Source organism: Nevskia sp., from assembly GCF_021732705.1.
Taxonomy (GTDB): Bacteria; Pseudomonadota; Gammaproteobacteria; order Nevskiales; family Nevskiaceae; genus Nevskia.
Genome location: NZ_JAKFUM010000003.1, coordinates 390,742 through 413,711 on the forward strand (window position 1 = coordinate 390,742; position 22,970 = coordinate 413,711).

The window sequence follows — 22,970 nt, forward strand, 5'->3', positions numbered from 1 at the left end:
CGCCAAGCGGCTATGCTCGACGCGCCATCAAGACCAGAACAACCATTCGCGCGGCCCGGGCATGTCCCGATCGCCAGCGCCGGTGCCGGAGATCCGCATGACCCCGATTTCGAGCCGTCCGCGACGGCGTCTGCCGCTGCGCGCCCTGTGCCACGCCAGCGCCGCCGCGGTGGTCGCGATCCTTGCCGCCTGCGCCGATTCGTCGACACCGGGCAGCGGCGGCGGTACCACGCCGCCGGCGCCGCAGGGCGGTCCGGACCTGTTCCTGAACGTGCTGCCGCCGGGTTCCAACGGCAATTCCGCCGGAGGGCTCGGTGCGCCGGTGCCGGGCGTGCCGGTGCTGCGCTACCCGGACAACTTCGTCGATCAGCTGTCGCTGTACGGCAACCTGAGCTACGCCCGGCCTGGCCTCGTGACCGCACCCTGCGCGCCGCCACGGACGATCGCCGAACATGCGGCCTCGTCGAATCAGGCCTGCAACTACTTCAAGAGCGAAGGGCTCGATCCGACGCCGGGCACCGTCGTCTCGACCCTCAACCTGACCGCGCCGAACGGCCGCGCGGTACGCCTGCAGCGCGACGGCTGGGGCGTGCCGTACATCGTCGGCGATGATCGTCAGGCCGCGATGTACGGCTTCGGCTACGTCTCCGCCCAGGACCGCCTGTGGCTGCATGACGTGCTGCGCAACATCGGCCGCGGCCGCTTCTCGGAATTCCTCGGCCCGGCCGCCGATACCTTCGATTTCGACGGCAATCTGGCCGTGGTCGCCGGCTACAGCGAGGACGAGCTGACCGCGATGGTGGAGCTGGCGCGCACCCGCTTCGGCGCGCTCGGCGAACTGGCGATTGCCGATCTCGACAGCATGGTCGCCGGCATCAACGCCTACATCGGCACGCTCACCGGCCCGAACCTGCTGGCCACGCCGCCGGAATACAGCAGCCTGCGGCTTCCCGGGCTCGGCGGTCAGGGCCTGCTGTTCCCGCCGCGGCCTTGGACGCGCAACGACATCGTCGCGTCCGCGATCCTGATCCAGTCGATCTTCGCCACCGGCGGCGGCAACGAAGCCGTGGCCGAGCTGCTGCTGCAGCGGCTCGATCCGTCGTTCCGTCCGGGCGCCACCAGCGTGCCGCGCGCCGCCTGCGAGTTCTGGCGCGACGTGCGCCACGCCGACGATCCCGACGCCACCCGCACCATCGCCACCCGGTTTGCGACGCAGAGCCCGGGCACGGTCAGCGAAGCCTGCCCGCAGGCGCTGCCGGCCGGCACGGCGATCTGGGATGTCGGCAGCGTGCAGCCGCGCGCCGTGCTGGTGTCCGGCGGTGCCGTGATCCCGAACCCGACGCTGCCGCTGCCGGTCAGCGCGCCGCCACGGCCGGCATTCGGCGCGGCCGACCTGCTGCGGCTGCCGGCGATCTTCGGCCAGGCCACGCGTCGGCTTGCGTCGAACGACGCTGACGCGTCGGCCGGCGCGCTGGCCGTGGTCGTGCCGTTCCGCCGCGACCTGCCGGCACCGGCGCCGAAGACCGTGTTCGCCACGCTGTCGCCCACCAAGGGCGCGCATGACGCGCTGGCGGCCGCCGGTCTGCCGCTGCCCGACACGCTGTCGAACTTCATCGCCGTGACCGGCAGCCAGAGCGCCAGCGGCCACCCGATCGCCGTGATGGGGCCGCAGGCCAGCTATTTCGTGCCGCAGCTGCTGTTCGAGGTGTCGATCCAGTCGAACGGCGGCACGCCGCAGGATTTCGCCGGCCGCGGCATCGTCTTCGCCGACCTGCCGTACATCAACATCGGCCGCGGCGTCGATTTTGCGTGGAGCGCCACGTCCGGCGGCTCGGATCTGATCGACACCCGCGTCTCGCGCATGTGCAATGTCGACGGTTCCACGCCGTCGCGTGCCGACGCCAACGGCGACGGCTTCCCCGATGCCGACGGCTACCTGTTCGATACCCAGGATGGCAACGGGCCTCGCTGCCGCCGCTTCTTCCGCCGCACCGACGAATGGACCTCGGTGCCGACCGTCGCCAGCCTCGCCCTCGGCGGCCCGGCGCTGCCGCAGCGCGTGCAGCGCTTCGTGCTGCGCACGCACTACGGCCCGGTGTTCGCCACCGCAACGGTCGATGGTGCGCCGGTCGCGATCAGCCAGCAGCGCGCAACCTTCTTCGACGAGCTGGGCACCATCGCGCCGTTCGCGCTGGCCTCGACCCGCGTCGTGCACGACGCCGCGAGCTTCCAGCAGCTGTTCAACGGCGTCACCGGTACCTTCAACTGGCTGTATGTCGACGCCACCGATGTCGGCTACATCCACTCCGGCCTGTACCCGCGCCGCGATGCCGCCGCGCACCCGGAACTGCCGACCTGGGGCGATGGCCGCTTCGAATGGGCCAGCGGCCGCAACCTGCCGGCGGACTACTTCACGCGCTTCGAAGGCGGTGCGCCGTTCTCCACCAGCCGCTCGATCCCGGTCGCCCGCGGCCCGGCGCTGAACGGCTTCTTCGAATGGCCGGACTACCTGCCGCTGTCCGCGCACCCGACGGCGATCAACCCGCAGCAGGGCTTCATCACCAGCTGGAACAATTCGCCGGCCGCCGGCTGGTGGGCGGCGGACTTCAACGGCAGCTTCGGCCCGACCCATCGCGTCGACCTGCTCGGCGAGCGCCTGAAGGCGTTCCAGGCCAGCGGCCGCAAGTTCGACTTCGCCAACATGGTCGAAATCATGGGCGACGCCGCCTACGCCGATCTGCGCGGTCAGGCCGTGCTGCCGCTGCTGCTGCAGATCATGCGCAGCGGCCCGCTGACGCCGGAGCAGACGCAGGTTGCCGACCTGATGCAGGCCTGGCTCACCGCGCAGGATTCGCGCAGCTGGATCGGCGGCAGCACGCCGTATCCGCTGGCGCTGGGCGCGATGCGCCGTGACCGCGACAACAACGGCCTCTACGACCAGCGCCAGCAGGCCGTGCTGATGGACGCCTGGTTCCCGTACCTGCTCGACACCACACTGCCGCAGTTGGTCGCGCAGGACGGCTTCGTCGGCCAGGGCCGCTACGACGCCCCGCGCGCGCAGGGCTCGGCCTATCAGGCCGGCTGGTACGAACACCTGCGCCGCGTGCTGCAGATGGCCGTCAACGCGCCGAACACCACGCCGTACCGCGCCCTGCGCTGCGCCAACTCCACCGATGCCAGCGTCTGCCGGCAAGCCGTGCTGACCGCGCTGGACTCAGCCCTGTCCCGCCTTGGCGGATTCGCCAACCGCGCGAACTGGGACGGCAGCACGCTCGGCGTCTATAGCGCCCGCAGCAGCGACGCCGCCGATGGCCGCGTGATCGAGGACTACGACGCGGTCCAGCACATCGGCCTGAGCCTGCTGCCGGTGCCGGCGATCCGCTGGATCAACCGGCCGACGTTTCAGCAGGTGGTGGAGGTTCGGAATCGGCGGTGAGGCGGGTCGTCAGTCCGCAGCCAGCGCCTCGGCAAACGCCGACTCGTCGCATTCGATCCACGCGAAGCCTGCCTTGCGGGCTTCGCGGCTCAATGCGTCGATCAATCTTGATTCGATCTCTGCAGTGAGCGAGCAGATGCCGGCCACGTCGCCATCGACGCCAGGCCGGACGGCGCCAACCACGCCGGCACCGGCGAGCGACTGGACCTGCGACTTCCAGTCATCAGACAGGATTCGGCGAATTCCACTGCGGTCGAGCGCTATTGAAGTGAAGCGAGGCTGCAGCAGCAGAATGGTTTGAGCCTGCAACGTCCACGGCTGCTGCGGTAGATCGAATGCCTGCGTCGCGTCATCGACGCTGCGCGCGGTGATCACTGTTCCATCAGCACCGATGAACGCGATATCGGCAATCGAAGCCAACGCCGTTGCCAGCACCTGTACGACGGAAACGGGAATACCGCCATCGACTGACGGCGGGCTCGTCCGCCAGCCGATCATCGCGAAATGTTCGCGCGCGGAAACCACACCCAGATGCCAATGCAGCGCAACAGCACCGCGGCAGGCGATCAAGGCGTCTGTCATGGCGCAGACGTTTCGAAAAACAGGGAGAAGCTGACGCCCGCTAAGGCGTGGAAACCGCGCTGCGTGGCGACGCGCCCGGGTTTGTGTGTTAACCGCTGCATCCAACTATGCCGTCGTCAGACGGTATTGGCGATGCAGCAGCCAGCGGGTCTTTCGGCAGGAACACGGCCAGTCCCTGTGCCATTTCAGCTGCGTCCTTGCAGCGACCGAGCTTCTTCGCCATCGGAATGGCGCTCTGCAGCAGCGCTATGCGGCCGGTTTCAGGCAATGCGGCGACATCCCACCAGCGCATGCCATCGTCGAACACCAGCGCGAACGCCTCTGCCGTCCTGCCGGCGTCATCGAGGCGCTTTGCCAACTGCGTCCGGGTTGTCGTATCCAGCGGATTGCGGCGCACACTTTCCGCAAGCAGCACCAGAGGATCGGTCGAGACGCCTGCTACAACGGCGCTGGCTGCTTCTGGAAACCGTTCGAGCAGCAAGCCCAGATCGGCATAAACATATGGAACGACTGGCGTCGAGCGGATCAGTTCCGACATTTCCTTCGCCGCGAGTCGAGCGTTGGCAAGGCGCTCTTCGGGCTTCGCGGCACGATCTGCCGCCGCTGTGTAGGTTTTCGCAAACCATTCGCGTGCCGGAAGAAACGACGGCTGTGTCGCGACCATGAATGCCGCGAAGTGACCGGTGAATTTTTCGTTACGCGCCAGTTCACCGCACATCCGAAGCTCGCAGCGGCCACTGGTGAATTCGTAGAAGGCGGCCTGCAGACCCAGTGTCCCGGCAACGATGACCGCTACAGTGGAAATCAGGACTGTCGCAAATTTCGGAGTGATGTACCGAAATGGATTCAGATGCCGAACGGCCGGCGTCATGACATCGAGTCGGCCCAGATAGAGGCCCGCCAGCATTGCCAACGGCAGGATGTAGAAGATGAAATTCAGCGTTGCATGGCCGAACAGGCCCAACAAGGCCACCGCCAGACCAGCACGCTCATGGAAGTGGTCTTCGTCATCAACCCGGGCGACTTTCCAGAGTCTGATCACGGCCAGCACGCAGGTGAATGCCAGCATCAGCAATGCGCCCAGCAACAGAGGTCCGCCTTCTGCCAAAAACTGAAGGTAGTCGTTGTGCGCAAGGTCGCCGGTAGTCGAGTGCTCGGCAGGGCTGCGATACGTCAGATATCGAATCTTGTAGGTGCCAGGGCCGCTGCCGTACCACGGGCCATCCTGCACCATGTGCCACGTCGACTTCAGCATTTCGATCCGATCCGCTGCGGATTGGTCGTGGCTCAGGTCCGACAGGCGGGCCAGCGAACTGGCGTGGTTCTGCAGCGGTATCACGATGAGCGTCAATGCGATGAATGCGGCACCGGACGCTGCCGGTATCCGCCAGTGCTGCCGGTTTCGCCGCAGCAGCAGTGCCGTCAGGATCATCAGCGACAGCACGAACGACAGATGGGCTCCGCGTGATGCCGTAGCGGCCAGGCAAGCAAGGGCGACCACAAGCTTGAACGCCGTTGCCGAGCCCAGTGCGCGCCGCAGGCCGTTGTGCGCCGATTGGCGATGCAAAGCCACGATTGCGGGCAGGGCAAATAGGTTGCAGAACGCGCCGAGCGCGTTGACATCCTGAAATACCGAAAATGGTCGTGTCCGCACCAGCAGGAAGTCGACAACCCCGAGCAGCATGACCAGCGCTGCAATCCATTCGATTAGGTCAAGCGTGCTGCGCCACATGAGGTCATCGCGCAGCGCCGTGACTGCCATCAGATAGGCCAGCGGCAGCATGGCGATGCCACAGGCTACCGTTGCGCTGGTGCCGGGCAGGACGCTTGACGCGGTCGTGGCAACCAGGACAACGAAAAGCACCGCCAGCGCGGAGCTACTGATCGTGACCGGAAGCGTCACGGATTCCGCCTTCACTTCAGCGATCGCAATCGCCAGCGTGGCCAGCATGGCCAAGGTCGCGACAACCAGCGGCGCAATTACGGCTCCGCCCGTGTAGTTCAGCGCTGCCAAAAACGTCCCAGCGAGCAAGGGAGCGCTGCGGGCGGACGGTGCGATCTGCATATCGAATTCGCCTCAAAAACAAAAACGCCGCCCGGAGGCGGCGTTTATTGCACGTTAGATGGTCGCGCTGATGCAGCTTTAGCCGCCGCGGCAATTCGCTGGGACGTACTTCTTGGTGCCAGTCGTGGTGCAGGTCCAAACCAGCGGCTGATCAGTCGACGAAGCAACCGGTGTCAAAATAATGTTCGTGCCAGTCGGGATCGCTGACGTGCCAACGACGGTGATGATGCCATTGGCGACAGACAGCGAGGCAACGTACTGAGCGTTCTGGCTAGTGCAACCAGCAGCCGAGGTATCCGTAGGCAGCGTCCCGGTGGCCGAATAGGCCTCAGCCACTGCCGTCTTGCATCCATCAGCCTGAACGACCAACTCGGTGACCTTCGAACGGGTGATGTAATCCTGATAAGCCGGCAGCGCGATGGCAGCCAAGATGCCGACGATTGCGACGACAATCATCAGTTCGATGAGGGTGAAGCCCTGCTGTGCCTTCTTCATGGGGATGCTCCTTCGGGGGAATGAGGTGCGGGTGATTCGCGAATAAGAAAGAGCAACCCATGTGCCACGGGACTCTGCTTCATTAAAACCACATATTTTCAATAGCTTGCGGATTTTAAGTCGATCGTGAAGTGACGTGCTGGGCTTGGGCCGCGTCGTGGACTGACAAAAAGTGTCGGCTTGGGCTTTGATCGACGGGGTCGGGCGGGTCTGCTGCCGGGTGGCACGTGAGGACGCCCGCAGCACTTCGGCAAGCCGCGTCGCGCAGGCCCAGCGTTTAACATGTGCGCCTTCCGAATGCTGCCGGGGCTCGATCTTGATCGGGCTGACGGTGGCGATCGGGTCCGGATCACGGTTCGGAGCGTTGCACCGGTGTCCGAAATCCCCGCAGCCGTCCCCAGTCCTCAGAAGCCCCGAATCCCCATGAAGCCCGAGTACAGCCCCGCCGACGTCGAAGCCCAGGCCCAGTCCTACTGGGCGGAGAACCTGTGCTTCAAGGCGGTCGAGAAGCCGGGGGCGGACAAGTTCTATTGCCTGTCGATGTTCCCGTACCCGTCCGGCAAGCTGCACATGGGCCACGTACGGAATTACACGATTGGCGACGTGATCAGCCGCTATCAGCGGATGAAGGGCAAGAACGTGCTGCAGCCGATCGGCTTCGATGCCTTCGGCCTGCCGGCCGAGAATGCGGCGATCAAGAACAACGTGCCGCCGGCGGCGTGGACGTATTCGAACATCGACACGATGTGCGCGCAGCTGAAGCAGCTCGGCATCGGTTACGACTGGGAGCGCAAGCTCGCCACCTGCGAGCCGGAGTACTACCGCTGGCAGCAGTGGTTCTTCACCGAGCTGCTGAAGCGCGGGCTGATCTATCGCCGCAATTCGCGCGTGAATTGGGACCCGGTCGACCAGACCGTGCTGGCCAACGAGCAGGTGATCGACGGCCGCGGCTGGCGTAGCGGCGCGATCGTCGAGCAGCGCGAGATTCCGCAGTGGTTCCTGAAGATCACGGCTTACGCCGACGAGCTGCTGGAGGAAGTCAAGCAGCTGGAGCACTGGCCGGAAGCGGTGCGGACGATGCAGTCGAACTGGATTGGACGCTCGGAAGGGCTGGAGATCGATTTTGTCGTCGCCGGCCGTGAGGAGAAGCTGACGGTATTCACGACGCGACCGGACACGCTGTACGGCGTGACATTTGTCAGCGTGGCCGCGCAGCATCCGCTGGCGCTGGAAGTGGCCGCGCGCAATGCCGAGGTGGCGGCCTTCGTCGAGGAAGCGAGCCGCGGCGATGTCACCGAAGCGGCGATGGAGACGATGGAGAAGCGCGGCGTCGCGCTTGGGCTGGACGTGATCCATCCGCTGACCGGCGACCGCATCCCGGTGTTCGCCGCGAACTTCGTGCTGATGAGCTACGGCTCCGGCGCGGTGATGGCGGTGCCGGGGCATGACCAGCGCGACTGGGAGTTCGCGACCAAGTACCGGCTGCCGATCAAGGCCGTGGTGGCGCCGGCGGCTGATGGCCCGGCGCCGGATCTGTCCGAGGCCGCGTTCACCGACAAGGCCTTCACGATCAACTCGGCCGAGTTCTCGGGCCTTGCGTTCAAGGACGCGTTCGACGGCATCGCCGCCAGGCTGGAACAGCTCAACTCTGGCCGTCGCCGTGTGAACTATCGCCTGCGCGACTGGGGCGTTTCGCGCCAGCGCTACTGGGGCTGCCCGATCCCGATCATCTACTGCGACAGCTGCGATGCGGTGCCGGTGCCGGCCGATCAGCTGCCGGTGCGCCTGCCGGAAGATCTGGTGCCGGATGGTCGCGGCAACCCGCTGCTGCGGCTGCCGGAATTCGTCAACGTGCCCTGCCCGCAGTGCGGCAAGCCGGCGCGGCGCGAGACCGACACCTTCGACACCTTCGTCGATTCCAGCTGGTACTACGCCCGCTTCGCCAGTGCCGGCTGCACCACCGGCATGGTCGACGAGCGCGCCGCGTACTGGCTGCCGGTGGATCAGTACATTGGCGGCATCGAGCACGCGATCCTGCACCTGCTGTATGCGCGCTTCTTCTCGAAGCTGATGCGCGACTGCGGCCTGCCGGCAGTGGCCGAGCCGTTCAAGCGCCTGCTGACGCAGGGCATGGTGCTGGCCGAAGGTTTCTACCGCACGACCGACGCCGGCGGTCGCGACTGGATCAACCCGAAGGATGTCGAGCGCACGGCGGACGGCCCGAAGCTCAAGGGCAGCGGCGAGCCGCTGGTCGCAGTCGGCCTCGGCACGATGTCGAAGTCCAAGAACAACGGCGTCGATCCGGCGGCGATCATCGAATCGCATGGTGCCGATGCCGTGCGCCTGTTCATGATGTTCACCGCGCCGCCCGAGCAGACGCTGGAATGGAGCGATGCCGGCATCGACGGCGCCATGCGCTTCCTGAAGCGCGTCTGGAAGCTGGTCGCCGAGCACACCGCGCTCGGTGCGGTGGCAGTGCTCGACGCTGCGAATCTCACGCCGGGTCAGCGCGACATCCGCCGCAAGCTGCATGACCAGCTGGCGAAGATCAGCGACGACTTCGGCCGCCGCTACAACTTCAACACGGCGGTCGCCGCCTGCATGGAGCTGGTCAACGCGCTGGCGAAGTTCGACGACCGCAGCCCGCAGGGCCGTGCGGTGCTCGACGAGGCCTTGAGCGCGCTGGTGCGCGTGCTGTCGCCGATCGTGCCGCACGTCGCGCACGAGCTGTGGCTGGCGCTGGGCCACGCCACGCCGGTGATCGACGCCGCGTGGCCGGAGCCGGACGCCGCCGCCCGCGTGTCCGACGAGATCGCGCTCGTGGTGCAGATCAACGGCAAGCTCCGCGGCCAGATCACCGTGCCGGCCGATGCCGATCAGGCCGCGATCATCGCGGCCGCGCTGGCCGACGAGACCGTGCAGAAGTTTCTCGCCGGGGCCGCGATCAAGAAGCAGATCGTGGTGCCGCGCAAGCTCGTGAATTTCGTGGTGTGATGATCCGGCCGGGCACGCCCGCTTCCGGCGCGTGCGCGGCGTGTGCGGGTTCGATCGTGAGTGCTCGTTGATGCCTGTGATTCGAAAAATGGCGGCGGTCGGTCTGGCCGCGATGGTCGCAGTGGCACTGACCGGCTGCGGCTTTCATCTCGCCGGCAGCCGGCCGCAGCCGCTGGCGCTGAAGTCGGTCTATGTCGAGCTGGTGGATCCGTATCGGGTCACGGCACCACCGGTCGAGGAAGCGATCAAGGCGCGGATCGCGCGTGGCGGCGGCGTGGTGAAGTCGAAGCCGGAAGACGCCGATACGGTGCTGCGCCTGTCGAACCTCGCCGAAGCGCAGGAGGTGCTGTCGATCGGCAACGACGGCCGCGCCATCGAGTACCGGCTGGTCACGCGCGTGACCTTCGAGATGCGGCGCACGGTCAATGGCAAGGCCACGGTGCTGATCGCGCCGGAGTCGCAGTCGGTCTCGCGTGACTACAGCTTCAGCGCCCAGCAGATTCTGGCGAAGGAAGCGGAAGAAGCGCGCCTGCGCCGCTACATCCAGGACGATCTGGCCGAACGCGTGCTGTTGCGCGTCGAAGCGCTGCTGGCCAAGGATGCGCCGGGTCTCGCGCCGCCCGCCGAGCCGGATCAGGTGCCGGCCGATGCCGTGCCGCGGCCGCCGGTCACGCCAGGCATCGTGCCAGCAGACGCACCGGGTGCAGCACCTCCGGCGTGACGCCGCGGCCGGCGCGCAGCAGCCCGCCGGCCAGATGCAGCGAGCAGCCGATGTTGCCGCTGACGATCACCTGCGGTGCCAGCCGCGCGGCGGCTTCGAGTTTCGGCTGCAGCAAGCGATCGGCGGCTTCCGGGGCCGTGACGAAATGCGTGCCGGCTGCCCCGCAGCAGCGCGCCGTCGCATCCAGCGTGACCGCCTCCAGCCCCGGAATGCGCGCCAGCAACCGACGCAGGGCATCGCCTTGGCCGATAACGTGGCTCTGCGTGCAGGGATCATGGATCGCCACCCGCAGCGGCGATGGCTTGAAGCGCAGCGCGTCGCCATGCGCCAGCAGGAACGCGATCGGGTCCTGCACGCGCGCCGCGAACGGCTGGCCGCCGTCGGCGACGAGGCGCGGATAGTCGAGCAGGGTTGCCGCACAGCCGGTGGCCAACGGCAGGATCGCGACCGCATGGCCCGATCCGAACGCAGCGACGTTTTGTTGGGCGAGGCGACGGGCCTGTGGGGCATGACCGGCATGCTGGTCGATCGCCCCGCAGCAGGTCTGCGCGGCGGTGATCTCGGCGCGGAAGCCGCACGCGGCGAGCAGGCGCGCGAGGTCGTTCGCGACCTCGCGCTCGGCGATGTCGCCGATGCAGCCGATGAAGATCGCGACGGTTCCGCGCTCGGCGCCGGTGGCCCGCACTGCAGGTGAGGATCGCAGCGCGACGCGCGGCAAGGTCGATTCGAGCCGCGCGAGACGGCCGCGACCCAGCACGCCACTTCGTCGCACGAGCATCTGCAGGCCGCTGGCCGAGTACGCCCACAGCGCCACGCGCACCAGCGCGCGCAGCGAGGCGCGCGACAGCACCGCGCTCAGCCGCCGCGTGGGCTTCAGCCGGTCCGGGCGTTGGGCGGCCAGCTGCTCACGGCCGGCGTCGATCAGCGCGCCGTACGGCACGCCGGCCGGGCAGGCCTTTTCGCAGGCGCGGCAGCCGAGGCAGCCATCGAGATGGGCTTCGAGCGAATCCGAGATCGCGATCCGGCCCGTGGCGAGGCCCTGCATCAGCATGATGCGGCCGCGTGGCGAATCGGCTTCGCTCTGGCTGTCGAGATAGGTCGGGCAGTGCGGCAGGCACAGGCCGCATTTCACGCACAGATCAGCCGCGGCAAGCGGAAACGGGGCGGGAGGCGATGTGGCGGAAGTGGCGGCGCGAGCGTGGTCCATCGTCCAAAAACCTTAGCATGGCGGTCCGCCGCGCGATCCGTCGCGCGCCACTTCGATGCCCATGGAAACCCATTCGATGATGAAACCCGCGCTCATTCGCTGCCGTCGACGACGGTGGTGCGCTGCCCTTGCGCTCTCGCTGATGGCTGTTCAGGCCCATGCCGACGAGGCACAGCCTGCGGCCGACAGCAGCGCCGCTGGCGACGAGCAGGCGTCGGCGACGACTGCTGCAGCGCCCGCGGTGGCGCGAGCCGCGTCGCCATGGCGCGGCGAACTGGCGCTCGGCTTCGTCAGCACCAGCGGCAACACCAGTACCCGATCGGTGAATGCCCGCGCAGCGCTCGAGTATCGCCGCGGTCACTGGGGCAATCGGGCCACGGTGCTGGCATTCAGCGGCACGCGGGATGGCCAGACCACCGACGAACGCTATTCGTTCGCGAACAAGACCGACTACCAGCTCGATCCCGACAACTACGTGTTCGCCATCGGCAGCTACGACAACGATCGTTTCGCCGGTGTTGCCGAGCGCTACACGCTGACCGGCGGCTACGGCCGCCACCTGCTGAAAGGCCCTGCGCACCGGCTCGATCTCGAAGTGGGCGCCGGTGCCAACCGCACCCGTCCCGGCGATCGCAACCGCTTGCAGACCAGTGTCGTCGGCACGTTTGGCGGGACCTACGCGTGGGTGATCTCGCCGAACGCGACGTTTTCGCAGACCTTGCGCACCGAAGTCAGCGAAAGCAACGTCTATGTGAACCCGGTGACGTCGCTGAAGCTGACGATCGTCGGCAACCTGTTCGCGACGTTCAATCACGAAATCCGCTACAACTCGGAAGTGCCGGCCGACACGCGCCACGTCGACCAGATCAGCACCATCAATCTCGGCTACAGCTTCGGACCCGCATGAGCGAACCCTTGGTCAAACTGTCGGAACTGCCGGTCGGCGCCGCGGCGCCCAGCCATTACCGGCATCACGTGTTCTTCTGCTGCAACCAGCGTTCGGATGGCCGCGAATCCTGCGAGGATCACGGCGCCAACGCGCTGCGCGACTACTGCAAGAGCCGCGTCAAGAAGCTTGCGCTGACCGGTGTCGGCCGCGCCCGCGTCAACCAGGCCGGCTGCCTCGATCGCTGCGAGCTGGGCCCGGTGATGGTGGTCTATCCGGAAGGCATCTGGTACCGCTACAAGGATCAGGCCGACATCGACGAGATCGTCAGCGAACACCTTCAGCAGGGCCGTCCTGTGGATCGCTTGCGGATTTGACCGCTGCGGCCTGCGCGGCCGGGCTCGGCGCCACCGAGCGGCCGCCGGTGACCCAGGCCAGCAGGTCGTAGTAGCTGCGCACGTTGTCGACGAAGTGCACCGCCTCGCCACCGCGGGCGTAGCCGTGGCGAGTGTCGACATACCAGCGCTCCTGCGCCAGCAGCGGCAACGCGGCGCGGACATCGTCCCAGCGATTCGGATTCTTGCCGGCCTTCTGCGCCAGCACGCGGGCATCCTCGAGATGACCCAGGCCCTGGTTGTAGGCAGCCAGCGCCATCCAGGTGCGATCGGGATCGGACACGCCGGGCGGCATCTTGCGCAGCAGCTGCGCCAGATAGCGGGCACCCCCCTCGATGCTTTGCCGCGGGTCCTCGCGGTCGGTCACGTCCATGTGCTCGGCGGTATCGAGCGTCAGCATCATGATGCCGCGCACGCCGGTGAAGCTGACCGCATCCGGGTTCCACTTCGATTCCTGATAGCCGACGGCGGCCAGCGCGCGCCAGTCCAGGCCGTAGCGCTCGGCGGCGTCCTCGAAGAACTGGCGGTACTTCGGCAGACGTTCCTCGGCATCGGCCACCAGCCGTACCACGCCCTGATACTCGTCGTTCTCGAACTTCCCGAAGTGCCGGTCGCGCACCCGGGCCAGCTCCTTTTCCGGCAAGGCCTGCAGCCAGTTCTGGACAGCGGCGAACAGGCTGTCCCGTGCCTTGGCATCGGTCGTCGGTGCCAGCGCCCAGGCCACGTTCTCGGTGCCGCTGAGGTCGAACGCGACCCGCAGGCGAGTGGACGTGCGCTGATTGATCGCGATCAGATCGGAGTTGGCGACGGTGTAGGCCAGTTCGCCATCGACCACGCGGCTGATCAGATCGTTGGCGCCGGCATCCGGCACTTCCAGCCAGATCAGGTCGGGATGCTTGATCCGCATCTGCGCCAGACGCTCGGCCATCGAGCTGCCGGCCGGCACGGCGAGCTGGCCGTCGAGATGGTCGAGGTCGGCCGGCTTGCCGCGATCGGCGCGATAGACCAGCTGCTGGCGCACGGTCTGCACCGGCCGGGTAAAGCGCACGATGGCGCCATAGGCCGGCGTCACGTTCAGGCCGGCGGCACCGATGTCGACCTGGCCGCTGGCGACGCGGACCACCGCCTGCGCGCCGTTGGCGACATAGACCAGCTGGAGCTTGACGCCGATCGACTCGGCGAATGCCCGCAGCAGGTCGCACTCGTAGCCGGTCGGCCCGGCCGGGCCGTCGTAGCAGGTGGTCGGGCTGTTGGTCGTCGCCACCCGCAGCACGCCGCCTTCGATCACGCGGGTCAGCGAACCGGGCTTCGGCGAGCAGGTCGACAGCATCGCCAGCACCAGCGCGGTCAGCACGACGCGATGCGTCCGGAGCGGACGCAGTCGCCTCATCATCTTCGGATGCTTCCGGTACGCATGTCGTCGTCTCCCCGACCATCGCGCGCGTCGGGAAAATCCGGCCATGAAAAAACTGCCAAGAAAATCCTGCGTCGCGTCTGCTGGATTGATAGAATAGGCGGGCTGTCGCTGAAAAGCCCGCGTCCGGTATCGACCCATCGGCGCAAAACAGGCAGGCGAGGCGCCCCGGAGAGGTGGCAGAGTGGTCGAATGTACCTGACTCGAAATCAGGCGTGTACGCAAGTGCACCGTGGGTTCGAATCCCACCCTCTCCGCCATACAAAAGAAAAAGCCCCTTGAATGGGGCTTTTTCTTTTGTACGACGGAAAAGCCGAGGGTGGGATTCGAAGCGGCGGCAGCCGCCGGGGGTTGCTGCCGGGCGCGGCCGGTTGATCGGGCAAGTCGGCCCCTTGAATGGGGCTTTTTCTTTTGTACGACGGAAAAGCCGAGGGTGGGATTCGAAGCGGCGGCAGCCGCCGGGGGTTGATCCCGGGCGCGGCCGGTTGATCGGGCAAGTCGGCCCCTTGAATGGGCCTTTTTCTTTTGTACGAAGGAAAAGCCGAGGGTGGGATTCGAAGCGGCGGCAGCCGCCGGGGGTTGATCCCGGGCGCGGCCGGGTGATCGGGCAAGTCAGGAGCAACAGATGCTGGTCGAAATCGATGCACTCGCGGCCGAGGGGCGGCACTTGCAGGGGCTGGTGGCGGCGATGACCGACGCCGACTGGGATCGGGCGACGCCGTTCAAGCAGTGGACGGTGTGGGACGTGATCGCGCACCTGCATCTGTCGGATCAATGGGCGCTGGCGTCGATCGAAGGTCGGGCGGCGTTCTCGAAGGCGGCGGTGCCGCTGTTCGCGGCGATGCAGCGCAAGCTGGGATTGCGCGAGTACACGCGCGAGCATTTCGCGGCGTGGCCGCGGCGGGCGATCCTCGAATCCTGGCAGGCGTGCTTCGCGTCGTTGCTCGACAAGGCGCGGCAACTCGATCCGGATGCGCGGCTGGCCTGGTTCGGGCCGGACATGGGGGTGCGCTCGTTCATCACCGCGCGCTACATGGAGACCTGGGCGCATGGGCAGGACATCCACGATCTGCTCGGCCAGCCGCGCGTCTACAGCGATGACATCCGCGCGATCGCGACGCTCGGGATCAAGACCTTCCGCTTCACGTTCCGCAATCGCGGGCTGCCGGTGCCGACGGTCGAGCCGCATGTGCGGCTGATCGCGCCGTCCGGTGCGATCTGGACGTGGAACGAGCCGTCGGACAGCGAGCGCGTCGAAGGGCTTGCCAGCGAGTTCTGCCACGTCGTCACACAGGGCCGGAACATTGCCGACACGGCGCTGGCCGTCACCGGGCCGGTCGCCACGCAATGGATGGCGATCGCGCAATGCTTTGCCGGTCCGCCGGAGACGCCACCGCCGCCCGGAGCGCGCATCGGCCGGACCTGAGGCTCGTACGGGAAGGACCAGCCTGCTGGCGGTGCTTGATCTGCTGCATCGCAACAACGGCGGGGCAGTGCAACGCGCTACCAATGAAACTGCGTTGCGGGGATCTCCTCCAGCAGGCTTTAGAGCCTTTCTCGCACCTTGCCCCTGCAAAAGGGGGTTTTTTGTTGTCTGGGTGCTGCGTGGTGCCGCGACTCTGCAACAACCGGTTTGAAAGATCAACTGGTTCTTGGGAAAGCAGATTTACCGCTTGTGGCGTGACGCCGCCGCCTCGGCGAAGCGGGCCGCCGAGGCCTTGCGCTGGCAGGCGCGCGCTCGATGAACGCGGATTACACGCGGCACGTCAGCTTTCCGTCCGGACATTTTTCCGACGACGCCAGATGAACTTCGCGCTCATGTGTGACGCATTGCGCAGTTGCGAAGTGCCGAATGATCGGCGGTCAGGCCGCGATTCAATGAACTGTCATTCTTGTCGGATGCGGCGACAGACCGCGGAACGCTGGCGGTCAGGACTCGAGACACGATGGTTGACGATGAAGTGGCACGGGTGATCGAGCCCGCGCATGGGGCCCCGCGGGACACGCGCATCGCCTTCGGCGGGCTGGCCCGGAAACCTCGCGTGCTGGCCGGCGGGTTGCTCGCCGTCGGGGCGATCGTCGCGGCCGTTGCGGTGTTCGAGCACGAGGCCACGCCCGATCGGGTCGAGGCCGACGTCGGTCGCCCGGCCAGCCACGCCAGCCTGAGCGGGCTCCAGCTGTCGTCGACGGTGACCGCCGCCGTGCCGATGCCGGTGGCCTTGCCGCTGCCCGGTGCGCCGGTAATCACCAGCCGCGCCACGCTCGCGGTCGATCTCGATGGCGACGGCCTGCCGGAGCTGGTCACGGCTGATCCCCGGACGGCGCAGCTGTCGGTCAGCGTCGCGCGCTCCGGTCCCGGCGAGCCGCCGGCATTCGAGCCGGCGCACGCGGTGACGCTCGCGCTGGGCCATCCGGCCAGCCTGCTGGCAGCGGGCGACATCGACGGCGACGGCCGAGTCGACCTCGTGGTGGCGAGCGAATCGGCAGCGGCGACCGAGCTGCTGATCAATGTTTCCGTGTCGTCCGGTGCGCCGATGTTCCGGTCGGGCGGGCTGCTGGACATCGACACGCCGCCGTCGTCGTTGCTTCTGGTCGATGTCAGCGGCGACGGCCTTGCCGATCTCGTCGCGCTGCAGCGGCTGGACCACGAAACCGACCTGCCGATGTCGCTGGCCGTGCGCGTCAATGTCAGCAGCCGTCGCGACACCGAGTTCGCGCCGGCCCGCCGCTTCCCGACCGGCTACCTCGCGAACGGCGTCGCCGCGAGCGACTTCGATGGCGATGGGCGCACCGATCTGGCGGTGTCCAATGCCGGCAGCGGCACGGTCACCGTCCTGCGCAACAGCTCGGTGCTGACAGTGAACTTCTCGGTCGACCAGACGCTGGCGGCGCGGCGCGGCGTGACCGGTGTCGCGGCCGGTGATGTCGACGGCGATGGCCGGCCCGATCTCGTCGTCGTCGAACCGGCCGATGACCGGATCGCGCTGTTCCGCAATCGCGACGGGCGCTACGGGGATCCGGTCGAAGTCGCGGCGACGGCGCCCGGCGCCATCGCACTGGCCGATCTGCGCGGCGATGACCGGCCGGAACTGATCGTCGCCCACGGCGGCGCCGGTGGCGTCAGCATGCGGGTCGATGTCGCACCGCGCGGCAGTCCGCATGCGCGGCTGCTGCCCGAAGTGCCGCTGCTGGCACCGGGGGCGCAGGCGCTGATCGTGGCGGCCGATTTCGATGGCGACCGGCGGGTCGAACTGGCGCTGCAGCCGGTGGCGTTCGCGGCGGAAGCCGGGGGCGGTCTCGAAGCGACGGCGCCGTTGTCGCTGTTCCGCCATCCGTTTCCGCGGCTCATGGCGTCACGCGCCGTGCGGAGCCGGCAGTTGGCGCAGGCGATCGCATTGCCGACGACGGCCGCGGCGCAAGATGTCGCGGCCGATCTGCCGCGACGGGCGACTCAGTGATTGCGACCTTCGATTTCCAGCGCCAGCCATCGCAGGCCTTCGGCGCTGTCGCCTAGCGGCGCGAGGGCGTTGCGGGCGTCGTCGAAGGTCTTCGCCGCCAGCGCCTTCGCGGCATCGAAACCGAGCAGCGCCGGGTAGGTCGACTTCTCCTGCACCACGTCCTTGCCCGCAGTCTTGCCGAGCTGTTCGGTGGACTGGGTGATGTCGAGGACGTCGTCCTGGATCTGGTAGGCCAGCCCGAGCAGGCGGCCGTAGTCCTCCAGTGCCTTGACCACGACCGCGTCCGGCGCGGCGAGCGCGGTCGGCATCCGCAGGCAGCACAGGATCAGCGCGCCGGTCTTGCGCGCGTGCAGCGACTGCAGGCGCTCCAGCGGAATCTTCTTGCCTTCGGATTCGATGTCGACCGCCTGCCCGCCGACCATGCCGAGCGAGCCGGAGGCGAAGCCGAGTGCCGCCACGACCTGCAGCAGCCGCTGGGCGCCGATGCCATCGGTCGGGATGCGGCGGGTCAGGGCTTCGAACGCCAATGTCTGCAGGGCATCGCCGACGAGGATGCCCATCGCCTCGTCATAGACCTTGTGCACCGTCGGCTGGCCGCGGCGCAGGTCATCGTCGTCCATCGCCGGCAGGTCGTCGTGTACCAGCGAATAGGCGTGGATCAGTTCGACCGCCACGGCGGGCGCGTCGAGATCGCCCGGCTGCAGGCCCAGCGCTTCGCCGGCGGCGTAGACCAGCAAGGCGCGCAGGCGCTTGCCGCCGTTGCAGGCGTAGCGCATCGCTTCGTGCAGCAGCACCGGATCGGTCGAGGCCGGCGGCAGGGTCGAATCGAGCACGCGGTCGAAGCGGCTGCGGTATTCGGACACGCGGGTCTGGAACGAAGCGGCTGAGGTCACGGGCAAGGCTCTGATTGGAAGTGGGTGCCGTCGACGGGCTGACAGCGGTGGCGGCAAGCTGCCAGACTTCGCGCCGCGGACAGGGCGCGATCTGGCGTGGTTTTCGCAGGCGATGACTGCCGGATCGCGGGCCGACCCGGCGCGAATGACAGGCCATGACGGCTGCCGGGCCGTTCAGGGCCGCGCAGTTTGAACCGAACGCCGCCGGGCCGACAAGCGAAGCGCGGCGGAACCCTGCTGCTGTCCCTCCCGACCTCACGACCCCGAACATGATGCTGAACGCTGCCGACAACCCTGCCGAAACCGCCGCCATCCTCACCGGCCTGATCCGCGATGTGCCGGACTTCCCGAAGCCCGGCATCCTGTTCAAGGACATCACGCCGCTGCTCGAAAGCCCGGACGGGTTCCGCACCTGCATCGCCGCGCTCGGCGAGCGCGTGCGCGCCCACGGGGTGACCGCGCTGGTCGCGATCGAATCGCGCGGCTTCATCTTCGGCGCGCCGCTGGCCACGCATCTGGGCCTGCCGCTGATCGTGGTGCGCAAGCCGGGCAAGCTGCCGCGCAGGACCGAATCGGTCAGCTACCAGCTCGAATACGGCGAGGACCGGCTCGAAGTCCATGCCGATGCCATCGTCGCCGGCAGCCGCTACGCGATCATCGATGATGTGCTCGCCACCGGCGGCACGGCGGAAGCGGTGGCAACCCTGATCGCGCGGCTCGGCGGCATCGTGGCCTGCGCGGCGTTCCCGATCGAACTGGCATTCCTTTCCGGCCGTGCGCGACTGTCGGCGCCGGTCGAAAGCCTCGTCGTCTTCAGATGATCCGGGTTGCCGTCGAGCATTGAGGCATCGGCGCAGCGATCCCGCGCCGTCCACACGGTCCAGTCATCATCTTGCTGCGATCGGTGTCGATTGCGGCAGGAAATTCATCCAAATCACTGGCGGATCGAAGGATTCGACGAAATTGCACGCAAGATTGTTAGAATGTCGACAGAAAAGGCCGGCGGGCATGCACCGTTTTCGTGACACCACGCCGACACTCGCAACATGATCCGCTCGATTCGGCGCTGGGAACCGACATCGCGGCTGCGATCCTGGCCATAGCCGGCGACCGTCCCGACATTCTTGATGACCATTGAGCACACAACCACGGATGCGTTGCTGATCGCGTCCGCGTTCCAGGATCACATCCTACCGGGCGTGTCGCGCACGTTTGCGCTGACCATCCCGCAGCTGCCGCAGCCGCTCGGCGGCGTGGTGGCGAATGCCTACCTGCTGTGCCGGATCGCGGACACCATCGAGGACGATCCGGCCATCGGCGCCGATGACAAGGTGCGGCTGACCGAGCAGTTCGCCGATCTCGTCGCCGGCCGCGGCACCGTCGTCGCGTTCGTCGACGAGCTGCTGCCGAAGCTGTCGTCGGCCACGCTGCCGACCGAGATGGAGCTGGTCAAGAACACGCAGCTGGTGCTGACGATGACCAACAGCTACGCGCCGAACGCGCGTCGCGCCATCGAACGCTGCCTGCGCATCATGTGCCGCGGCATGCACCGCTTCCAGCAGCACGCCGGGCCCGACGGCCTGCGCGATCTGAACGAACTCGGTCGCTACTGCTATTACGTCGCCGGCGTCGTCGGCGAAATGCTGCGCGACCTGTTCTGCGAGTACTCGCCGGAAACCGCGAAGCGCAAGGACGATCTGGCGCGCTATGCCGTGGCGTTCGGCCAGGGCCTGCAGATGACCAACATCCTCAAGGACATCTGGGAAGACCGCGCCCGGGGCGTCAGCTGGATGCCGCGCCGCGAGTTCGAGCAGCACGGCGTCGACATGGCCAAGGTCGATCCGGCGAATCAGGGCGAAGCGGTGCAGCGCGCGCTGCACGAGCTGGTGGCGGTGACCCATGCACAGCTGGGCTACGCGCTGGAGTTCACCCTGGCGATCTCGCCGAACGACACCGGCATCCGCAAGTTCTGCGCGTGGAACATCGGCATGGCGCTGCTGACGTTGCGCAAGATCGTCGCCACGCCGGGCTACCGCACCGCGAACGACGTCAAGATCTCGCGCCGCTCGGTGATGTGGACGATGGCGCTGACCCGCGTCGGCATCCGCAGCAACACTTGGCTGCGCTTCCTGTTCCGCCGCACGGCCGCCGGCCTGCCGCAGATCGTGACGACGCCTGCCCAGGCACCGCTGGAAGCCTGATGACGAGCCCGCCGCGACTCCACCGCGAGTGGGTCGGCGGGCCCGGTTCCAGCCTGACGACCGGCGAACACGGCCGGATCGTCCTTTCCCGAATCCCGCCCCGAATGCTGCTGACAACACGAGCCAGACGATGACCGTACCCGCCGCCGCCCGTTCCCGCCGGACCGCCAGCAACCCGCTGGCCGGACGCGACGCCCAGCTCAACGCCGCCATCGACACCGCCCGCGACGCCCTGATCGCGCTGCAGAAGCCGGACGGCGAGTGGTGCTTCGAGTTCGAGGCCGACTGCACCATTCCGGCCGAATACATCCTGATGATGCATTTCATGGATGAGATCGACCTGGGCCTGCAGGCGCGCCTTGCCAAGTTCATCCGTGCCCAGCAGGTGCTCGATGGCCCGGATGGCAGCGCCGGCACCGGCCACGGCGGCTGGCCGCAGTACCGCAACTACGCCACGGCCGGCGCCATCGACATCTCGTGCACGGTCAAGAGCTACTACGCGCTGAAGTGCGCCGGCGATGACATCAACGCGCCGCACATGGTGCGGGCCCGCGAAGCGATCCTCGCGCTCGGCGGCGCCGCGCGCGCCAACGTCTTCACCCGCATCCTGCTGGCGATGTTCGAGCAGGTGTCGTGGGATGCAGCCCCGTATGTGCCGGTCGAGATCGTGCTGTTCCCGCGCTGGTTCCCGTTCGAGATCTACAAGGTCGCGACCTGGGCGCGCGCGGTCATGGTGCCGCTGTTCATCCTGTGCTCGCTGAAGGCCAAGGCCAAGAATCCGAACGGCGTGCACATCCCGGAACTGTTCGTGCGGCCGCCGTCGGAAGAGACCGACTGGTTCCGCAACGACACGCTGTTCGCGAAGTCGTTCCTGGCGCTCGATCGCCTCGGCCGCTCGCTCGATCGCTACTGGACCAAGCCGCTGCGCAAGCTGGCGCTGAAAAAGGCCGAGCACTGGTTCATCGCCCGCCTGAACGGCGAGGACGGCATCAACGGCATCTTCCCGGCGATGGTCAACGCCTACGAGGCGCTGGCCCTGCTCGGCTATCCGAAGGACCACCCGCTGCGCGCGACGTGCCTGAAGTCGATCCAGAAGCTGGTGCAGGAATGCCCGGACGGCAGCGCCTACGTGCAGCCGTGCCTCTCGCCGACCTGGGATACCGGCTGGGCGGTGATGGCGCTGATGCACGCCGATTCGCCGGACGGCTCCAGCCGCGCGAAGACGCGCGAATCGATCCGCCGTGCCGAAGACTGGCTGCTGCCGCGCCAGATCCTCGACCACGTCGGCGACTGGATCGAATCCGCACCGGACAAGAACCTGCAGCCGGGCGGCTGGGCCTTCCAGTACTGGAACGAGTACTACCCGGACCTCGACGACACCGCCGTCATCGCCGGTGCCCTGCACCTGACGGGTCGCGACGGCGTCGGCGCCAACCGCCACCGCGAATCGGTGTCGCGCGCGGCGGACTGGCTGGTGGGCCTGCAGTCCAAGAACGGCGGCTTCGGCGCGTACGACGCCGACAACACGCACCACTGGATCAACTCGATCCCGTTCGCCGATCACAAGGCGATGCTCGACCCGCCGACCGAGGACGTCACCGGCCGCGTGCTGGCCTTCCTCGGCGTGATCAAGCGCAAGGAAGACGCCCCCGCGATCAAGCGCGGCATCGCGTACCTGAAGAAGTCGCAGCAGCCGGACGGCTCGTGGTGGGGCCGCTGGGGCACCAACTACATCTACGGCACCTGGTCGGCGCTGGCCGGTCTGGCACTGGTCGGCGAGAAGCCGACGGCGCCGTACATCGCCAAGGCCATCCGCTATCTCGAATCGAAGCAGAACGACGACGGCGGCTGGGGCGAGACCAACGACACCTATCTGGACCCGGCGCTGAGCGGCACGATGCCTGGCCCGGCGGGTACGGAGATCGGCAACATCAGCACGCCGAACAGCACCTCGTGGGCCGTGCTGGCGCTGATGGCGATCGTCGGCGCCGAGCATCCGGCAGTGGCACGCGGCATCGAATGGCTGATCGCCAACCAGCATGCCGACGGTCGCTACGCCGGCCTGTGGCACGACCCGGGCCACAACGCGCCGGGCTTCCCGCGCGTGTTCTACATGAAGTACTACGGCTACGACGCCTACTTCCCGCTGTGGGCGATGGCGCGCTACCGCATGCTGCGCGCCCGCCGCGCCGCGGCCTGAGTGCCGCGCGTCACGACCGGCCG

At 67.4% G+C, this 22,970-nt stretch carries 17 protein-coding genes and 1 tRNA gene; 11 read left to right on the plus strand and 7 right to left on the minus strand.

The features are described from left to right. Positions 1-97 precede the first annotated feature (97 nt). Positions 98-3,436 (plus strand): penicillin acylase family protein, encoded by a 3,339-nt coding sequence (locus tag QZ951_RS04140; protein ID WP_292998838.1) that lies wholly within the window; start codon positions 98-100, stop codon positions 3,434-3,436. A 9-nt stretch (positions 3,437-3,445) separates the two neighbouring features. Here QZ951_RS04140 and QZ951_RS04145 read toward each other — a convergent pair whose 3' ends face one another. From QZ951_RS04145 to QZ951_RS04155, 3 genes are all read right to left on the minus strand, one after another. Beyond that, positions 3,446-4,018 (minus strand): hypothetical protein, encoded by a 573-nt coding sequence (locus QZ951_RS04145; protein WP_292998840.1) that lies wholly within the window; start codon positions 4,016-4,018, stop codon positions 3,446-3,448. An 88-nt stretch (positions 4,019-4,106) separates the two neighbouring features. Further along, a complete protein-coding gene (locus QZ951_RS04150; protein WP_292998842.1) occupies positions 4,107-6,083 on the minus strand; it encodes an O-antigen ligase family protein in 1,977 nt (658 codons plus the stop codon). Positions 6,084-6,161: 78 nt separating this feature from the next. Further along, positions 6,162-6,578 (minus strand): pilin, encoded by a 417-nt coding sequence (locus QZ951_RS04155; protein ID WP_292998844.1) that lies wholly within the window; start codon positions 6,576-6,578, stop codon positions 6,162-6,164. Positions 6,579-7,001: 423 nt separating this feature from the next. Here QZ951_RS04155 and leuS point away from each other — a divergent pair, with 423 nt between their 5' ends. Beyond that, on the plus strand, positions 7,002-9,572 hold the full coding sequence (leuS, locus tag QZ951_RS04160; protein ID WP_292998846.1) for a leucine--tRNA ligase: 2,571 nt from the start codon (positions 7,002-7,004) through the stop codon (positions 9,570-9,572). Positions 9,573-9,642: 70 nt separating this feature from the next. Further along, positions 9,643-10,293: an LPS assembly lipoprotein LptE gene (lptE, locus tag QZ951_RS04165; RefSeq protein ID WP_292998848.1), complete on the plus strand. Its 651-nt coding sequence runs from the start codon at positions 9,643-9,645 to the stop codon at positions 10,291-10,293. On the opposite strand, the gene QZ951_RS04170 is transcribed toward lptE, so the two are convergent. Further along, positions 10,241-11,425 (minus strand): (Fe-S)-binding protein, encoded by a 1,185-nt coding sequence (locus tag QZ951_RS04170; protein WP_292998850.1) that lies wholly within the window; start codon positions 11,423-11,425, stop codon positions 10,241-10,243. The two genes, lptE and QZ951_RS04170, sit on opposite strands and share 53 nt — an antisense overlap. 217 nt (positions 11,426-11,642) lie before the next feature. Here QZ951_RS04170 and QZ951_RS04175 point away from each other — a divergent pair, with 217 nt between their 5' ends. Continuing rightward, positions 11,643-12,407, plus strand: a complete 765-nt coding sequence (locus QZ951_RS04175) for a YdiY family protein (protein WP_292998852.1) — start codon at positions 11,643-11,645, stop codon at positions 12,405-12,407. Continuing rightward, the gene (locus QZ951_RS04180) at positions 12,404-12,763 is read left to right on the plus strand and encodes a (2Fe-2S) ferredoxin domain-containing protein (protein WP_292998854.1); all 360 of its coding nucleotides are present in this window, start codon (positions 12,404-12,406) and stop codon (positions 12,761-12,763) included. The genes QZ951_RS04175 and QZ951_RS04180 overlap by 4 nt, the downstream gene beginning before the upstream one ends. Here QZ951_RS04180 and mltF read toward each other — a convergent pair. Beyond that, the gene (mltF, locus tag QZ951_RS04185) at positions 12,714-14,135 is read right to left on the minus strand and encodes a membrane-bound lytic murein transglycosylase MltF (RefSeq protein WP_292998856.1); all 1,422 of its coding nucleotides are present in this window, start codon (positions 14,133-14,135) and stop codon (positions 12,714-12,716) included. The two genes, QZ951_RS04180 and mltF, sit on opposite strands and share 50 nt — an antisense overlap. 230 nt (positions 14,136-14,365) lie before the next feature. On the opposite strand from mltF, the gene QZ951_RS04190 reads away from it, so the two are divergent. From QZ951_RS04190 to QZ951_RS04200, 3 genes are all read left to right on the plus strand, one after another. Then, a tRNA-Ser gene (locus QZ951_RS04190) sits at positions 14,366-14,455 on the plus strand. Positions 14,456-14,820: 365 nt separating this feature from the next. Continuing rightward, positions 14,821-15,621 carry a TIGR03084 family metal-binding protein gene (locus QZ951_RS04195; RefSeq protein ID WP_292998858.1) on the plus strand — a complete coding sequence of 267 codons (801 nt, stop codon included), beginning with the start codon at positions 14,821-14,823 and terminating at the stop codon, positions 15,619-15,621. A 520-nt stretch (positions 15,622-16,141) separates the two neighbouring features. Next, positions 16,142-17,653 (plus strand): VCBS repeat-containing protein, encoded by a 1,512-nt coding sequence (locus QZ951_RS04200; RefSeq protein WP_292998860.1) that lies wholly within the window; start codon positions 16,142-16,144, stop codon positions 17,651-17,653. On the opposite strand, the gene QZ951_RS04205 is transcribed toward QZ951_RS04200, so the two are convergent. Next, positions 17,647-18,546, minus strand: coding sequence for a polyprenyl synthetase family protein (locus tag QZ951_RS04205; RefSeq protein ID WP_292998877.1), 900 nt, complete (start codon positions 18,544-18,546; stop codon positions 17,647-17,649). The two genes, QZ951_RS04200 and QZ951_RS04205, sit on opposite strands and share 7 nt — an antisense overlap. A 269-nt stretch (positions 18,547-18,815) precedes the next feature. On the opposite strand from QZ951_RS04205, the gene QZ951_RS04210 reads away from it, so the two are divergent. Further along, positions 18,816-19,367 (plus strand): adenine phosphoribosyltransferase, encoded by a 552-nt coding sequence (locus tag QZ951_RS04210; RefSeq protein ID WP_292998878.1) that lies wholly within the window; start codon positions 18,816-18,818, stop codon positions 19,365-19,367. A gap of 113 nt (positions 19,368-19,480) precedes the next feature. On the opposite strand, the gene QZ951_RS04215 is transcribed toward QZ951_RS04210, so the two are convergent. Further along, positions 19,481-19,681, minus strand: a complete 201-nt coding sequence (locus QZ951_RS04215; RefSeq protein ID WP_292998880.1) for a hypothetical protein — start codon at positions 19,679-19,681, stop codon at positions 19,481-19,483. Between QZ951_RS04215 and QZ951_RS04220 the strand changes: the two genes are divergently transcribed. Together QZ951_RS04220 and shc are read left to right on the plus strand one after the other, a co-directional pair. Continuing rightward, entirely contained in the window at positions 19,674-20,747 is a 1,074-nt protein-coding gene (locus QZ951_RS04220) for a phytoene/squalene synthase family protein (protein WP_292998882.1), read from the plus strand. The genes QZ951_RS04215 and QZ951_RS04220 overlap by 8 nt on opposite strands. Before the next feature lie 130 nt (positions 20,748-20,877). After that, positions 20,878-22,947, plus strand: a complete 2,070-nt coding sequence (gene shc / locus QZ951_RS04225) for a squalene--hopene cyclase (RefSeq protein ID WP_292998883.1) — start codon at positions 20,878-20,880, stop codon at positions 22,945-22,947. Positions 22,948-22,970 lie beyond the last annotated feature (23 nt).

What these genes read in the sequence shown, in the direction of transcription:
- QZ951_RS04220 (WP_292998882.1), top strand. Translation starts at nt 19,674, where the DNA reads ATGACCATTGAGCACACAACCACGGATGCGTTGCTGATCGCGTCCGCG.
- leuS (WP_292998846.1), top strand. Translation starts at nt 7,002, where the DNA reads ATGAAGCCCGAGTACAGCCCCGCCGACGTCGAAGCCCAGGCCCAGTCC.
- QZ951_RS04180 (WP_292998854.1), top strand. Translation starts at nt 12,404, where the DNA reads ATGAGCGAACCCTTGGTCAAACTGTCGGAACTGCCGGTCGGCGCCGCG.
- QZ951_RS04155 (WP_292998844.1), bottom strand. Translation starts at nt 6,578, where the DNA reads ATGAAGAAGGCACAGCAGGGCTTCACCCTCATCGAACTGATGATTGTC.
- QZ951_RS04150 (WP_292998842.1), bottom strand. Translation starts at nt 6,083, where the DNA reads ATGCAGATCGCACCGTCCGCCCGCAGCGCTCCCTTGCTCGCTGGGACG.
- QZ951_RS04210 (WP_292998878.1), top strand. Translation starts at nt 18,816, where the DNA reads ATGATGCTGAACGCTGCCGACAACCCTGCCGAAACCGCCGCCATCCTC.
- QZ951_RS04200 (WP_292998860.1), top strand. Translation starts at nt 16,142, where the DNA reads ATGGTTGACGATGAAGTGGCACGGGTGATCGAGCCCGCGCATGGGGCC.
- QZ951_RS04140 (WP_292998838.1), top strand. Translation starts at nt 98, where the DNA reads ATGACCCCGATTTCGAGCCGTCCGCGACGGCGTCTGCCGCTGCGCGCC.
- QZ951_RS04145 (WP_292998840.1), bottom strand. Translation starts at nt 4,018, where the DNA reads ATGACAGACGCCTTGATCGCCTGCCGCGGTGCTGTTGCGCTGCATTGG.
- shc (WP_292998883.1), top strand. Translation starts at nt 20,878, where the DNA reads ATGACCGTACCCGCCGCCGCCCGTTCCCGCCGGACCGCCAGCAACCCG.
- QZ951_RS04175 (WP_292998852.1), top strand. Translation starts at nt 11,643, where the DNA reads ATGGCTGTTCAGGCCCATGCCGACGAGGCACAGCCTGCGGCCGACAGC.
- lptE (WP_292998848.1), top strand. Translation starts at nt 9,643, where the DNA reads ATGCCTGTGATTCGAAAAATGGCGGCGGTCGGTCTGGCCGCGATGGTC.
- QZ951_RS04215 (WP_292998880.1), bottom strand. Translation starts at nt 19,681, where the DNA reads ATGGTCATCAAGAATGTCGGGACGGTCGCCGGCTATGGCCAGGATCGC.
- QZ951_RS04195 (WP_292998858.1), top strand. Translation starts at nt 14,821, where the DNA reads ATGCTGGTCGAAATCGATGCACTCGCGGCCGAGGGGCGGCACTTGCAG.